10 protein-coding genes are annotated in these 14,374 nt (G+C 65.6%); 6 read left to right on the forward strand and 4 right to left on the reverse strand.

Annotated elements, in window-relative coordinates; genetic code table 11:
- Window positions 1–3,132, reverse strand: a 3,132-nt coding sequence (locus GJ695_RS26590; protein WP_154370136.1) for an MHYT domain-containing protein, incomplete at its 3' end; no start/stop codon positions are given.
- A gap of 49 nt (window positions 3,133–3,181) precedes the next feature.
- On the reverse strand, window positions 3,182–3,877 hold the full coding sequence (locus GJ695_RS26595) for a dienelactone hydrolase family protein (RefSeq protein WP_154370137.1): 696 nt from the start codon (window positions 3,875–3,877) through the stop codon (window positions 3,182–3,184).
- A gap of 194 nt (window positions 3,878–4,071) precedes the next feature.
- Between GJ695_RS26595 and GJ695_RS26600 the strand changes: the two genes are divergently transcribed.
- Genes GJ695_RS26600 through GJ695_RS26610 form a run of 3 tightly spaced genes read left to right on the forward strand, consistent with a single transcriptional unit; the run spans window position 4,072 to window position 7,288 of the window.
- Entirely contained in the window at window positions 4,072–5,304 is a 1,233-nt protein-coding gene (locus tag GJ695_RS26600) for an efflux RND transporter periplasmic adaptor subunit (protein ID WP_154370138.1), read from the forward strand.
- Window positions 5,301–6,050, forward strand: a complete 750-nt coding sequence (locus tag GJ695_RS26605; RefSeq protein WP_371866609.1) for an ABC transporter ATP-binding protein — start codon at window positions 5,301–5,303, stop codon at window positions 6,048–6,050. Before GJ695_RS26600 ends, GJ695_RS26605 begins: the two co-directional genes overlap by 4 nt.
- A gap of 53 nt (window positions 6,051–6,103) precedes the next feature.
- Entirely contained in the window at window positions 6,104–7,288 is a 1,185-nt protein-coding gene (locus tag GJ695_RS26610; protein ID WP_154370139.1) for an ABC transporter permease, read from the forward strand.
- On the opposite strand, the gene GJ695_RS26615 is transcribed toward GJ695_RS26610, so the two are convergent.
- Complete coding sequence (locus GJ695_RS26615) at window positions 7,289–7,753, reverse strand: hypothetical protein (RefSeq protein WP_154370140.1); 465 nt, start codon at window positions 7,751–7,753, stop codon at window positions 7,289–7,291.
- A 183-nt stretch (window positions 7,754–7,936) separates the two neighbouring features.
- On the opposite strand from GJ695_RS26615, the gene GJ695_RS26620 reads away from it, so the two are divergent.
- Together GJ695_RS26620 and GJ695_RS26625 are read left to right on the forward strand one after the other, a co-directional pair.
- Complete coding sequence (locus tag GJ695_RS26620; protein ID WP_166455132.1) at window positions 7,937–9,175, forward strand: carbohydrate porin; 1,239 nt, start codon at window positions 7,937–7,939, stop codon at window positions 9,173–9,175.
- Window positions 9,176–9,215: 40 nt separating this feature from the next.
- Window positions 9,216–10,499, forward strand: coding sequence for a BNR repeat-containing protein (locus GJ695_RS26625; protein ID WP_154370142.1), 1,284 nt, complete (start codon window positions 9,216–9,218; stop codon window positions 10,497–10,499).
- A gap of 5 nt (window positions 10,500–10,504) precedes the next feature.
- Here the strand turns inward: GJ695_RS26625 and GJ695_RS26630 are convergent, their stop codons facing one another.
- Window positions 10,505–10,903: a hypothetical protein gene (locus GJ695_RS26630; protein ID WP_154370143.1), complete on the reverse strand. Its 399-nt coding sequence runs from the start codon at window positions 10,901–10,903 to the stop codon at window positions 10,505–10,507.
- 335 nt (window positions 10,904–11,238) lie between these two features.
- On the opposite strand from GJ695_RS26630, the gene GJ695_RS26635 reads away from it, so the two are divergent.
- A complete protein-coding gene (locus tag GJ695_RS26635) occupies window positions 11,239–14,331 on the forward strand; it encodes a TonB-dependent receptor (RefSeq protein WP_154370144.1) in 3,093 nt (1,030 codons plus the stop codon).
- Window positions 14,332–14,374: the final 43 nt, after the last annotated feature.

Below are 14,374 nucleotides of genomic sequence, written 5' to 3' on the forward strand. Positions count from 1 at the left end.
CAAGCGCGCGCCGCGCGGCGGCGCCAGCGCGTGGATGGCGCTCAATGCCGCATCGAGCTGCGCCGCCAGCGTGCGCTGCGCCTGCGCCAGTTCGGTTTGCAGCGCCACCGACAGTTCGCCGGGCGCGCCGTCATCGCGTTGCGGCGAGCCGCACAGCTTCTCGACCTGCGCCAGGGTGGCGGCGATCTGTTCCAGGCCGATGTTGGCGGCCACGCCGCGCACCTTGTGCGCCCAGGCCTGCGCTTCGGCCAATCCCACTTCGCTGGTGTTGGCCAGCAGCTTGACCAGCGTGGCGGCGGCGCTGGCGTGGTCCGCCACGAAACGGTGCAGCGCCTGGTGATAGGCGGCCTCCTCGCCGCCCCAGCGCGCCAGGCCGGCCTTCTGGTTCAGCGAGCGCAGGCGTGGCGCCTCGGACGGCGGCGGCGCCGACGCCAACGGCGGCAGGTTGAGCACCCGCGCGATTTCGTGCGACAGCGTGTGCCAGTCCACCGGTTTCGACGCAAAGCCGTTCATGCCGGCCTTGGCGGCCGCTTCGCGGTGCGCCGCCAGCACGCTGGCGGTCATGGCGACGATCGGCACCGGCGCGTCGCCGTTGTGCTGTTCGCGCGCGCGGATGGTGCGGGTGGCGGCCAGGCCGTCGAGCATCGGCATCTGCATGTCCATCAGGATCACGTCGTGCAGGCGGTCGGCCGATCGCTGCACCGCCATGTAGCCGTCGGCGGCGGTGTCGAGCGTGTGGCCGCGCTTGGCCAGCAGCAGCGACAGCAGCTCCAGGTTCTGCGGCACGTCGTCGGCCGCCAGGATGTGCAGCGGAGGCAGCGGATAGTCGCTCACTTCGCTGTGCTGGCCCTCGCCGTTGTGCGCCGGCTCCAGCGGCAGCAGCACGTGGAAGGTGGTGCCCTTGCCGGGCGTGCTCTCGGCCCAGATTTTGCCGCCCATCAGGTCCACCAGCTGGCGGCTGATGGTGGTGCCCAGGCCGGTGCCGCCGAAGCGCCGCGTCATCGAGGCGTCGGCCTGGGTGAACGGATCGAAGATGGCGTTGATGCGTTCCGGCGCGATGCCGATGCCGGTGTCCTGCACGGCGATGTGCAGCTGCCCCTGGCGCACACCGGCGCGCAGGCACACCTTGCCCACGGCGGTGAACTTGATGGCGTTGTCGAGCAGGTTGCCGAGAATCTGGCGCATGCGCAGTTCGTCGCCGTGCAGCCAGGCCGGCAGCGTGCCGTCGTAGGCGATGTCGATTTCCAGTCCCTTGCTGCGGGCGTTGCTGCCGAAGGTGGACGCCAGCTCGTCGATCAGGCCGAGCAGGCTGTAATCGTCCGGCTCCAGTTCCACCGCGCCCTTGTCCAGCTTGGCGGTGTCGAGGATTTCGTTCAGCAGCCGCAGCAGCGAGCGGCCTTCCTTGCGCACGGTGTTCAGGTGGCGCTGCTGCTCTTCGCTCAACTCGGTATCGAGCAGCACGTCGGTGAAACCGAGGATGGCGTTCATCGGCGTGCGGATTTCGTGGCTCATGTTGGCGACAAAACTGGCGCGCGCGGCGGCCGCCTGTTCCGCCGTCTCCTTGGCCTTGCGCAGTTCCAGTTCCATCTCGCGGCGTTCGCTGATGTCGAGGATCACGCCGTCGATCCAGCGGATCTCCGGATTGCTCTCGTCCTGCGTCACCGCGCCGTGCTCCCACATGAAGCGCCGGCTGCCGTCGGCGTGGATCAGGCACCACTCGACCTGGTAGGCCGCCAGCGCGGCGATGCTGCGCGAAATTTCGGCGGCCACGCGCTCGCGGTCCTCCTCGCAGATCAGCGAGCCGAAGGTGCGGATGCGCCGGGCGCCGACGAAGTCGCTGGCCGGATAGCCGGCCAGGCGTTCGATGCCGTCGCTGACGAACACCGGCGGCGCGTCGAAGGCCATGCTGCTGCGGAAGGAGATGCCGGGGATGTTGCCGATCAGCGAACGGAATTGCTGCTCGTTGTCGCGCAGCGCCTGCATGATGGCGCGGCGCTCGCTGATGTCGGTAATGAACAGCACGAACAGGTCGCGCTGCGCCAGGCGCGCGTGGCCCAGCGCGCGGCGGATCGGCACCTGGCTGCCGTCCTTGCGCACGGCGATCACTTCGCTGCCCTTGCCGGGCACGGTGCCATCCTCGGTGCGCAGGTAGTTCAGCAGGCCGTCCTGCTCCGAGCGCTCGGCATCGGCCATCAGCAGGCGCACGTTGCGGCCGATGATCTCGCCGCGCGCCCAGCCGAAGATGCGCTCGGCCGAGGCGTTGAATTCCTGGATCACGCCGTCGCGGTCGACGGTGATGACGCCGTCGACGGTGGTGGTCAGCAGCGCGCGCATCCAGGCCTCGCTCTCGGTCTGGAGGCGATACAGTTCGCGGTAGCGCAGCATGCCGTTGGCGGCCATGGCGAACACCGTCACCGCCACGGTGATCAGCGACAGCGCCAGCGCCAGGAAGGTGGAGTTCTGTTGCGGCGAGGCGTCGAGCGGCAGCACGCCGGTGAAGCGCGCCGCCGCCATGCCGGTGTAGTGCATGCCGGCGATGGCGCAGCCCATGACGGCGGCGCTGAACGCCGCCACCAGCGCCGGCGGCAGGCGCAGCGTGCGCAGGCCGAAGCGTATCCACAGGGCCAGCGTGGCCAGCACCACCGCCACCACGATCGACAGGCCGAACATGAAGGGATCGTAGCGCAGCTGCAGCGCGGTCTGCATCGCCGCCATGCCGGTGTAGTGCATGGCGCCGATGCCGGCGCCGACCAGCACGCCGCCGCTGATGAGCGAGATGGCGCTCAGGCGCTGCATGCTGATGATGTACAGCGCCACCGCCGAGGCCGCCAGGCTGGGCAGCACCGAGATCAGCGTCAGCGCGTGGTCGTAGTCGACGTCGGTGCACAGGTTGAACGCCAGCATGCCGATGAAGTGCATCGACCACACGCCGCAGCCCAGCGCCAGGCTGCCGGTGGCCAGCATGGCGGCGCGCAGCGGACGCGTGCCGGCCAGGCGCGCCTGCGCGGCGACTTGCAATCCCATCCACGATGAGAATATGGCAACCAGGATCGAGAGTAAAACCAGCCACGGCGAATAAGTGCCGTAGTGGAGCAGGGACGGATTGTCCGGCGATATGAAGAGTTCCATCATGATGATGGGACCATATCACAGAAGAAACCGCCCGCAGGCGGTTTTTTGACTACAGGTTGTGCTTGAAGAAGGCGTCGGTGCGGGCGTTGGCCAGCGTCGCGGCGGCGCTGTCGTAGTGGTTGCCGCCGGGGCGCGCGAACGCGTGGTTGCAGCCGGGGTAGTCGTGCAGCTCGATGTGCGGGTTGGCGGCGAAGGCGGCGTGGATGGCGGCCTGCGCTTCCTTGCCGATGTATTCGTCCTCTTCGGCCAGGTGGTACAGCAGCGGCCTGGCGACGTTGCCGGCTTCGCCGATGTACTTCTCGGTGCTGCCGCCGTAGTAGGCGACAAAGGCGTCGGCCTCGGCGCGGGCGGCGGTCAGGTAGGTCAGCAGGCCGCCCAGGCAGTAGCCGGTGACGCCGACCTTGCCCGAGGCGCCGGGCAGCGTGCGCGCGGCCGCCACCACGGCGGCGATGTCATCGACGCCGCCGTCGAGGTTGTAGGCGCTGTACAGCGCGAAGCCGCGCGCCCAGTCGCCGGGACTGTCTTCCGACATGTCGAGGCCGGGTTCGGCGCGCCAGAACAGGTCCGGCGCCACGGCGATGTAGCCCTTGGCGGCGTAGGCGTCGGCGATGCTGCGGATGCCGGCGTTGACGCCGAAGATCTCCTGCAGCACGACGATGACGGGGGCGCTGGCGGCTTGGGCTGGACGCGCCACGTAGCAGGTGAAGCTGCCGTCGGCGACGGCGATGGTGAGCGTTTCTGGCATGGGATTCTCCGGTGGTTGAGAGCTCAATCTTAGGCAGGAAAACCGCGCTTGAGAACCGGCATTCGTGCAAAACCGCCGTGCAGGATTGCAAACGCCGTCCATCACTGAATTGTTGCTTTTAAGATAAATCTGTTTGATACTTGCTCGGCTGATCCGCATGTCGCCGGATCTCACTATGGGACACACTGAAAACAATGGCTTTCCTGACCAAGAAAAAGATTGTGCTGGCCGTCGCCCTGCTGCTCATCGGCGGTGGCGCCACCGCCTACTATTCCAAAAGCAAGACCCCTGTGGTGGAGCCGCCACGTTTCCGCACGGCAGCCGTCGACAGCGGCAACATCACGCAGACGGTGACCGCCACCGGCACCATCAATCCGGTGGCGCTGATCAATATCGGCTCGCAGGTGTCGGGCACAGTCAGCGAGCTCAAAGCCGACTTCAACGACCACGTGAGCAAGGGCCAGGTGCTGCTGAAACTCGATCCGACCATCTTCAACGCGCAGATCCGCCAGGCCGACGCGCAGCTGGCGTCGGCGCGCGCCTCGCTCAAGCTGGCGCAGGCCACGCACCAGCGCAATCAGTCGCTGCTGTCGCAGAACTACATCTCGCCGCTGGCGCTGGACCAGTCCAAGCGCGAGGTCGACGTGGCGCAGGCGAATATCCAGCTGGCCTCGGCGCAGCTGGCGCGCGCGCAGGCGGACTTCGACAACAGCGTGATCCGCTCGCCGATCGACGGCGTCATCATCAAGCGCACCGTCGACCTGGGCCAGACGGTGGCGGCGTCGTTCACCACGCCGCAGCTGTTCCAGATCGCGCGCGACCTGACCAAGATGCAGATCGACACCAGCGTCTCGGAAGCCGACGTCGGTTCGCTGAAGGAAGGGCAGGAAGCCCGCTTCGTGGTGGACGCCTATCCGGACAAGGAATTCAATGCGCGCATGCGCCAGTTCCGCCTGGCCGCCAACGTGGTGAACAGCGTGGTGACGTATAACGTGGTGCTGGACGTCGACAACCAGGACGAGCTGCTCAAGCCGGGCATGACGGCGCAGGTGCGGCTGCTGGTGGGCAACCGCCAGAACGTGCTGCGCGTGCCGACCGCCGCGCTGCGCTTCCGTCTCAGCGACGAGGAAATCGAGAAGCAGAAGAAGCTGGCCGACGCGGCCAGACCGGCCTCCGCCTCGGCCAGCGCCTCTGCGGTCGCCGCCGCCGACGCGCCGCAGGACGACGACGCTTCGTTCCGCACCAAGGCCGACCTGGCGCGCTCGTTCCGCATCTACACGCTGGACGCGAAGAACCAGCCTAAGGCCACCGACGTGAAAATCGGCCTGTCCAACTTCCGCTACACCGAAGTGGTGGGCGGCGAATTGAAGAAGGGCGACAAGGTCATCACGCGCGCGATCGGCAACGAGAATGCGGGTGGCATGTGAGTGGGCCGGTCAATGAACTGCTGATTGATATCCGCCGGGTCACCAAGAGCTACTTCTCCGGCAGCATCGAAACGCAGGTGCTGCACGGGATCGACCTGGCCGTGCCGCGCGGCGACTTCCTGGCGGTGATGGGGCAGTCCGGTTCCGGCAAGTCGACGCTGATGAACATCTTCGGCTGCCTGGACCAGGCCACCGGCGGCAGCTACTTTCTCAACGGCGTCGACACCTTGACGCTGTCGCGCAATGAGCTGGCGACCATCCGCAACCGCACCATCGGCTTCGTGTTCCAGAGCTTCAACCTGATCAAGCGCATGAGCGTGGCGGAGAACGTGGCGTTGCCGCTGATCTACGCCGGCGTGTCGCGCGCCAGGGCGCATGCCAAGGCCCTGCTGGAACTGGAGCGCGTCGGGCTGAAGGAGATGGCCAGGCGCACGCCGAACCAGCTGTCGGGCGGCCAGCAGCAGCGGGTGGCGATCGCCCGCGCGCTGGTGGGCGACCCGCCGCTGATCCTGGCCGATGAGCCGACCGGCAACCTCGATACCCAGACCAGCGTCGAGATCATGCGCTCGTTCCAGCAGTTGAACGAGGAGCGCGGCATCACCATCCTGCTAGTGACGCACGAGCCGGACATCGCCGCCTACAGCAAGCGCCTGATGCGCCTCAAGGACGGCCACGTGCTGTACGACGGCCCCTCGGCCGAAGGCCTGCGCCAGATGCTGCTGAGTCACGAAAACTTAACCGTATAAACCGTATAAACCATATGAACCTTTTGCAGATCGTGGTAGAGGCGTTTCGCTCGATGCTGGCGAACCGCCTGCGCACGCTGTTGACCATGCTGGGCATCATCATCGGCATCACGTCCGTGGTGCTGCTGCTGGCGGTGGGCGACAGCATGAAGCGCTTCATCGCCAAGGAGCTGGAACAGCTGGGCACCAATATGCTGTTCATCTCCCCCGGCGGCGACCGCGCGCAACAGCAGCGCATGCGCAGCGGCGCACAGCCGGCGATGACCATCGCCGACGCGGCCTCGCTGAACGAACTGCCGTCGCTGGCCGGCGCCGCGCCGGTGCTGCAGGGCGGCTTCAATCTCGCGGTCGGCAACGAAAACGCCTCCAAGACCGTGCACGGCGTCACGCCGGCCATGTTCAAGATCCGCGGCTGGAAGGTCGACAAGGGCAGCGCCTTCAGCGACGCCGACGTGCGCGCCGCCTCGCGCATGGTGGTCATCGGCCGCAAGATCGCCGACCAGTTCTTCTACAAGCAGGACCCGCTGGGCAAATACATCCGCATCGAGAACGTCTCGTTCCAGGTGGTGGGCGTGCTGTACGGCGAGGGCAAGCAGGTGGACGGCGGCGACCTGAGCGAATACGTCATCGTGCCGATCACGGCGGCCGCCGCCAACCTGGTGAAGATGCCGTTCCCCGGCAATGTGCACTACGTGGTGGCGCAGGGTAAATCCGGCGGCAACCTGCAGGATGCGATCCAGGACATCGGCGAGACGCTGCGCGACCGTCACCACATCAAGATCGACCAGCCGGACGACTTCCGCATCGATAACCTGGCATCGTTCGCCGAGACCGCGCAGAAGATCAGCGCCGGCCTGGCCGCGCTGCTGGGGCTGATCGGCGCGATCTCGCTGATCGTCGGCGGCATCGGCATCATGAACATCATGCTGGTGTCGGTGACCGAGCGCACGCGCGAAATCGGCATCCGCATGGCGATCGGCGCCAAGCCGCGCGACGTGCTGCTGCAGTTCCTGACGGAGGCGGTGGTGATCTGCCTGGTGGGCGGCATCTTCGGCATCGTGCTGGCCACCGGCGCGGCGGCCGGCATCACCGCCACCGGCAAGTTCGACGTCTTCATCACCTTGCAGGCGGTGGTCGTGGCGTGCGGCTTTTCCAGCCTGGTGGGCGTGTTCTTCGGCTTCTATCCGGCGCGGCGCGCCTCCAAGCTGCTGCCGGTGGACTGCCTGCGCTACGAGTGATCAGTAGTCGAACTTCTTGCTGCCGCCGCTGGACGCCTTGAAGTAGATCGAGTTTTCCTCGCGCTCCTTGCGGACCACTTCGCGGCGTTCGCGGTTGGCCTGGCGGCGCTCCTCGACGCGTGCGTTGTGCGCGTCGATGCGGCGCTGCGTCTGCAGGCCCTTCTTGCTGTTCTCCAGCAGGCCGAACTTGTGCCGCATGGCGAACGCCCACAGCAGGAATACCACCAGCAGCGACAGCAGGTAGGCGCTTTGCCACAGGCCGTAGTTCTGGCTGATGAAGGGGAAGATGGGCGCGGCTTTTTCCAGCCAGCCCTGGCCCAGCACGCCGAGGCCGGCCGCCAGCACGCCCAGACAGAAAGTCTTGGCGATCATCCAGCGGCTGGCCCTGATCCGCGATTCCCAGAAGGTTTGCGGATCGTCGGTCAGTTGGTCGAGATAGGGAGTGTGGTCGTGTTGCGTAGTCATAGCGACAATTTTTTAGGGCGCCAATATTGCGTTGGGGATTATCGCACATTTTCCGTGTGGAAATATCAGCTGTGTTGATCTGGATCTAATTCCGGAAGGAGGCTGTGGGGCTGTCTAAAGGGGAGTGTTGCCGGCGGACGCGCTGCCGCATACTGGATGGACCGATTTCACCGCAGGTGCACCATGCGCAACCGCGTCGCAGGATTCAGCTGTCTCGCTCTGATCGCCGCCGGCGCCGCCGCGCAGGACGACGTCGCCCCCGTCAGCAGCAGCGTGATCTATGACGCCAATGTGCTGGCCAACGTGCGCGGCGGCGCGCGTCGCGGCAGCGGCTATCAGGGCATGCTGCGCTGGCAGACCAGCGTCGATGGCGAACGCGCCTTCGGCTGGCCGGACAGCAGCGGCTTTGTCAACGTGATGGCCGCCCACCATGCCGGGCCGGCCATCCTGACGGGCGACGCCCAGGGCGTCAGCAATATGACGGCGCCGCCCGGCGTGCGTTTGGAGGAAGCCTGGATGCAGCAGAATTTCCTCAATGACCGGCTGTCGGTGCTGGCCGGTCGCTACGATCTGAACAGCGAGTTTTACCATCTCAACGCCGCGACGCTGTTTTTCAACAGCTCGTTTGGGATCGGCGCCGAGTTCGGCCAGAGCGGGCCGGGCGGGCCGTCGATTTTTCCGGCCACCGCCATCGGCGTGCGCATCGCCGTTAAGCCGGCGCCGGACGTGGTGTTGCGCGCCGCCGTGCTCGACGGCGTGCCGGTGGACCGCGCCGGCGGCCGCCGCGCGGCCTTCCGTGGCGGCGATGGATTGTTGCTGGTGTATGAAATGGCATGGCTGCACCGGCCGGAAAGCGCCGATGCGCCGCCGGATCACCATCTGCGCATCGGCCGCAATGCCGGCCTGGCTACGGACCAGGGCAAGCTGGCCGTCGGTGGCTGGTATTACACCGCGCGCTTTGCCGACCTTGGCGCGCTCGACGCCGCCGGGCAGCCGCGCCAGCAACGCGGTTCCGGCGGCGCCTACCTGGTGGCCGAACGCGCCCTGTATCAGTCCGGCGCCGGGACGCAACAGGCCGTCACGGGATTTGTGCAGTCCGGCGTGGCGGACAGCCGCGTCAACCGCTTCAACGCCTACCTCGGGGCGGGCGTGACGGCGACCGGCTTCGTGCCGGGGCGCGCCGCCGACACACTGGGGCTGGCGCTGGCCATCGCCCGCAACGGCGATGCCTACCTGCGCGGCCAGGACGCGGCCGGCCTGGTCAACCGGCGCGCCGAGTCCACCGTCGAGCTGACCTATCTCCGCCAGGTCAACCCGCACCTGTCCCTGCAATCCAGCGTGCAGTACGTGATCCATCCGAACACGCTGGCAGGGACTGCCAACGCACTGACGCTGCAACTGCGCGCCGAGGTGGCGTTTTAGACCGCTGGACGCGGTGGCCGCCTTTGCGTAGCATGGGGGCATGATCAAACGTTTACTCTCGGCGGCCTTGCTGGCTGCATCCTTGCAGGCGGCGGCTGCGCCGCTGCTGTCGGTGGTGGGCGACGGCTGGGCCAACAACTCGGTCAATGCCGTGGTGTTCCGCAAGAATTCGCTGGTGACGCAGGGCGACACGCAGTACGTGGCGTACTACGATGCGCAGCGCTACCTGGTGCTGGGCAAGCGCAAGCTGGGCGGCACGCGCTGGACGGTGCGGCGCAGCGCCTGGCAGGGCAATGCGGCCGATGCGCACAACGCCATCAGCATCATGGTCGATGGCGCCGGCTACCTGCACGTGTCGTGGGACCATCACAACAATCCGCTGCGCTATGCGCGCGGCGTGGCGCCGGGATCGCTGGAACTGGGACCCAAGCTGGCCATGGTCGGCGCCGAGGAAGAGGAGGTGTCCTATCCCGAGTTTCACCGGCTGCCGGACGGGAACCTGCTGTTCTTCTACCGGCTGGGCGGCTCGGGGCGCGGCGATCTGATCATCAACCGCTACGACGTCGCCACGCAGCGCTGGACCCGGCTGCATACCAACCTGATCACCGGCGAGGGCAAGCGCAACGCCTACTGGCAGGCCTTCCTCGATCAGCGCGGCACGCTGCATCTGTCGTGGGTGTGGCGCGAGTCGCCGGACGTGGCCAGCAACCATGACATGGCGTATGCGCGTTCGCGCGACGGCGGCGTGACGTGGGAGCGCTCGGACGGCACGCCGTACACGCTGCCGATCAGCGCCGCCAGCGCCGACTATGCGCTGCGCATTCCCCAGAACAGCGAGCTGATCAACCAGACCTCGATGGCGGCCGACCAGCAGGGCCGTCCCTACATCGCCAGCTACTGGCGCGACGCCGGCTCGGCGGCGCCGCAGTATCACGTGATCTTCCACGACGGCGCGGCGTGGCAGGTGCGGTCGCTGGACTTCCGCAAGACGCCGTTCTCGCTGGGCGGGCAGGGCACCAAGCGCATTCCGATCGCGCGGCCGCAGATCATGGTCAACGCGGCCGGCGCGCTGCTGGTGTTCCGCGACGAGGAGCGCGGCAGCAAGGTGTCGGTGGCCAGCGCCGCCGATGTCCTGCACGGCCCATGGCAGGTGCGGGATCTGACCTCGTTCGCCGTCGGCGCCTGGGAGCCCAGCTACGACACCGAACTGTGGCGCCGCAACGGCACCCTGAGCCTGTTCGTGCAGAACGTCCAGCAGGTCGACGGCGAAGGCCAGGCCAGCGTGCCGCCGCAGCCGGTGCAAGTTCTGGACTGGCAGCCGTAGTGGTGTTATCCCGGAATCATCTTGAGCAGCAGGGCTGAAAGCAGCGACGATTGCAGTATGCCGACGCCGACCACCCAGCGTATCAACTCGGCTCTGCTCTCCGCAATTTTTGTTTCCAGTCGTGCTTCGACCTGATCGATTCGGCCATTCAGCCGTATGTCGACCCGGTCGATTTTTGCATCCAGTTTGAATTCCACCTGATCGATTTTCGCGTCGAGCGTGAACTCGACCTGATCAAATTTAGTGTTGGTGTCCGTGGCGTACTTATCGAGCTTGGTGTTGAGAGCATCAAGCGCATTCATGAGTTCGCCAGTTGTCTCGGCCTGAATGTCGGCGAGCGCTGGCGGCATGCCTGCTTCCTGCAGCCGCTTGGCATATTGGTGATTGTCGAAAAGAATGGTCATGGCGGTCTCCGGGTCTGGGTGAGCACCTATCTTAAAAATACGGCCTGAACGGCGTTTGATATATCGCAAATGTCTACCGTCGCTTTGCATGGCCGGCCGCCGTGTCTATCTCGCCACAGTGCCATTTTATGCCGGTTTTGCCCGCGCCCCTCTGTACATGCCATGCCAGTGATTGCTTTTTGGTATTAAATGGTAGCGTATAACATTTCAAACATTATTTTTGTTGACAATAACTTTTCAACGCTTTTACACTCAAATGATCGCGCAACCATTTAAGCTGTAAGTTGTTCGGTTTATAACAATAACCACGGTGATCTACCGAAGGAGACTGTAAAATGCTAGTGAATCACAAAAAATCCCGGCCAGCTGGCCGGCAGATGGCGTTCGGCCTGACTGTCATGGCTGGATTGATTGCGCAATCATACGCGCAGGAAGCCCCAACGCCGGCAGCCCCGGCCACGCCGGCGGCAGCCCAGGCCGATGCGGCGCCGATGACGGTGGTGCAGGTCAACGGCTACCGCAACTCGCTGCTGTCGTCCGCCAAGGACAAGAAGGAAGCCGTCGGCTTCCAGGACTCGATCAACGCCGAAGACTTCGGCAAATTCCCGGACAAGAACATCGCCGAATCGCTGAGCCGCATTCCCGGCGTCGGCGTCTCGCGCGACATCACCGGCGAAGGCTCCACCATCCAGATCCGCGGCCTCGGTTCGAGCTTCACCAAGATCCTGCTGAACGGCGCGCCGATCGCGGTGGCCTCGTCCGGCCCGATCGACGGCGCCAACACCAACCGCGAGGTCGACCTCGACCTGCTGCCCACCGACCTGTTCACCAAGCTGACCGTCAGCAAGAGCCCGACCGCCGAGATGATCGAAGGCGGCGCGGCCGGCGTGGTCAACCTGCGCAGCGCCCGTCCGTTCGACAAGGAAGGCCGCACCATCGCCGCCAGCATCACCGCCACCAAGCAGCAGATCGCCGACAAGACCGGCGGCCGCGGCTCCTTCCTGGCCAGCCAGACCTTCGGCGACTGGGGCATCCTGGGCGGCGTCACGCTGTCGCGCCAGCAGATCCACACCACCGGCTGGGAAACCGTCGGCTACACCAACGCCAACCTGTCGGCCGCGCAGAACCCTGCGTCCAGCCGCAACAACACCGGCGGCGGCAACTTCACCATTCCGGCCACGGTGCCGGTCGGCGCCGGCAACGGCCTGGTGACCGGCCAGGTCATCGACCAGGCCTGGCTGCTGGCGCACAATCCGGGCCTGACCATCCAGCAGATCGACAACGCCATCCTGCCGCGCCTGGGCCGCACCATGGACTACTTCGGCACCAAGGACAAGGGTTCGGCCATCTTCGCCGCCGAATACCGCCCGACCGAGAACCTGCACTTCTACCTGGACACCATGTACAGCAAGCGCGACGACAAGATGACGCGCATGGACTACGACTGGTCGGTCCGTAACGGCGGCATGATCCCGCTCAACATGACGGTCGACAAGAGCGATTGCAGCAACGGTTGCACGGTCACCGGCGGCACCTTCGCCAACACCCAGAACTTCTTCGAGCACGGCTACCGCCGCGACCAGGTCAGCCTGCTGGGCCTGAACCCCGGCATGGAGTGGAAGATCACGCCAAGCCTGAAGCTGGACGCGCAGGTCAACTACACCCGCAGCAACTTCAGCCACGAAGCGCCGACCGTGTACCTGATCACCGCGCCGAACAGCGGCAACACGGTGACCTACAACAATAACAACGGCGGCATCCCGTCGGTGGTCGCCAGCACCGACCTGAACAATCCAAACAGCTATGTGTGGAACACCGGCCGCGTCAACGTGCAGAACGAGTTCCGCAAGACCGAGACCAAGGGCTTCCATAGCGACCTGAGCTGGGGCGACGAGAAGTTCAACATCAAGGGCGGCATCGCCTACGACGACATTACCCGCCGCATCAACGCCACCGACAACTCGGCGGCATGGCAGGCGGCGGTGTGCGGCAACAATCCTAGCGTGTTCCTGCAAGGCCCGAACGGTGCGCCGACCTGCGACGGCGCCTCGACCCCGGGCGCCAGCGCCGCCGCGCTGTACCCAGGCTACGGCACCGGCTACACCGCCGGCGCCACCGCGCCGCTGACCTATGGCGGTTCGCTGATTCCGCAAAGCGCGCTGGGCAGCTACATCATCCCTGGCCCGTATGGCCGTCCGATCGTCGACTGGAACCGCTTCGCCAAGGATTCGAACTACCAGCAGTACTACAACACCGCGCCATCGAGCGGTGCTTCGTCGACCGGCGCCAGCTCGGGCTTCATCGGCGAGAAAACCACCGGCTTCTACGTCGAAGCGAATGGCCAGTTCGACCTGGCCGGCTTCCCGGCGCGCTACAACGGTGGTGTGCGGTACGTTCGCACCAAGCAGTCGGTCGGCTCGCTGAACTCGATCACCGATCCGCGCAACGCCGCACTGACGCAGAACGGCAGCAAGTATCCGAACATCGACCAGTGGGTCTACCAGGATACGACCTATAACAACACGCTGCCGTCGGGCACCCTGGCGGTGAACCTGCGCAGCGACGTGATCGCCCGCGCAGCGCTGTCGCGCAGCATGACCCGCGCCGATCCGAACGCGCTGCGTCCTGGCGTGAACTTCTCGTCGGTCTCGGCGGACGTCGGCACCATCGGCAATCCGGCGCTCAAGCCCTACCTGTCGGATAACATCGACCTGGGCATCGACTGGTACACCGGCCGCGAAGGTTATGTCAGCCTGACCGTGTTCCAGAAGAAGGTGGATGGCTTCACCATCAACCAGAACATCACGCTGCCATTCAGCGCGCTGGCCGCCTACGGCATCAACTACAACACGCTGATTCCGGCGCAGCAGGTGGCGATCGATTCGCGCGGCGGTCCTAACGCGGCCACCGTGGTGATGACCCAGGCCCGCAACGCGTCGGGCGAGCTGAAGATCCGCGGTCTGGAAATCGGCTGGGTGCAGCCGCTTGACAAGATCCTGCCGATCCGCGGCTTCGGCATCAACGAAACGGCAACCTTCATCACCCAGCGTGGCGATGGTGAAGGCGGCGCCGGCTTCGTGGCCCTGGGCGTACCGAACCGTACCAACAACTTCTCGGTCTACTACGACAACCACGGCTACACCGCGCGTCTGTCGCACACCTTCTCGAAGGGCAGCCAGACCGCGACCGCGAACCAGAACGGCATCACCGACGCCGCGCTGTTCTCGGACAACTACAAGCAGCTGGACTTCTCGTCGAGCATCGACCTGGGTGAAGTGTTCGACAAGGAAAACTGGCCGACGCTGAGCTTCGACATCGTCAACCTGAACAACGACTCGCGTCGTGGCTACTTCCAGTTCAGCAACGCCAACTTCACGCAGTACTCGCCAGGCCGTACTTACTCGCTGGGCCTGCGCGCCAAGTTTTAATCGTCTGGCCCCGTCTCCTTGCGGGGCCTTTTATCCGCCCCTT

Source organism: Duganella alba (assembly GCF_009674495.1).
Taxonomy (GTDB): domain Bacteria; phylum Pseudomonadota; class Gammaproteobacteria; order Burkholderiales; family Burkholderiaceae_D; genus Rugamonas; species Rugamonas alba.

Excerpts from the sequence above, each read along its gene's own strand:
- GJ695_RS26600 (WP_154370138.1), top strand. The coding sequence starts at position 4,072 with ATGGCTTTCCTGACCAAGAAAAAGATTGTGCTGGCCGTCGCCCTGCTG.
- GJ695_RS26620 (WP_166455132.1), top strand. The coding sequence starts at position 7,937 with ATGCGCAACCGCGTCGCAGGATTCAGCTGTCTCGCTCTGATCGCCGCC.
- GJ695_RS26630 (WP_154370143.1), bottom strand. The coding sequence starts at position 10,903 with ATGACCATTCTTTTCGACAATCACCAATATGCCAAGCGGCTGCAGGAA.
- GJ695_RS26595 (WP_154370137.1), bottom strand. The coding sequence starts at position 3,877 with ATGCCAGAAACGCTCACCATCGCCGTCGCCGACGGCAGCTTCACCTGC.
- GJ695_RS26625 (WP_154370142.1), top strand. The coding sequence starts at position 9,216 with ATGATCAAACGTTTACTCTCGGCGGCCTTGCTGGCTGCATCCTTGCAG.
- GJ695_RS26615 (WP_154370140.1), bottom strand. The coding sequence starts at position 7,753 with ATGACTACGCAACACGACCACACTCCCTATCTCGACCAACTGACCGAC.
- GJ695_RS26635 (WP_154370144.1), top strand. The coding sequence starts at position 11,239 with ATGCTAGTGAATCACAAAAAATCCCGGCCAGCTGGCCGGCAGATGGCG.
- GJ695_RS26610 (WP_154370139.1), top strand. The coding sequence starts at position 6,104 with ATGCTGGCGAACCGCCTGCGCACGCTGTTGACCATGCTGGGCATCATC.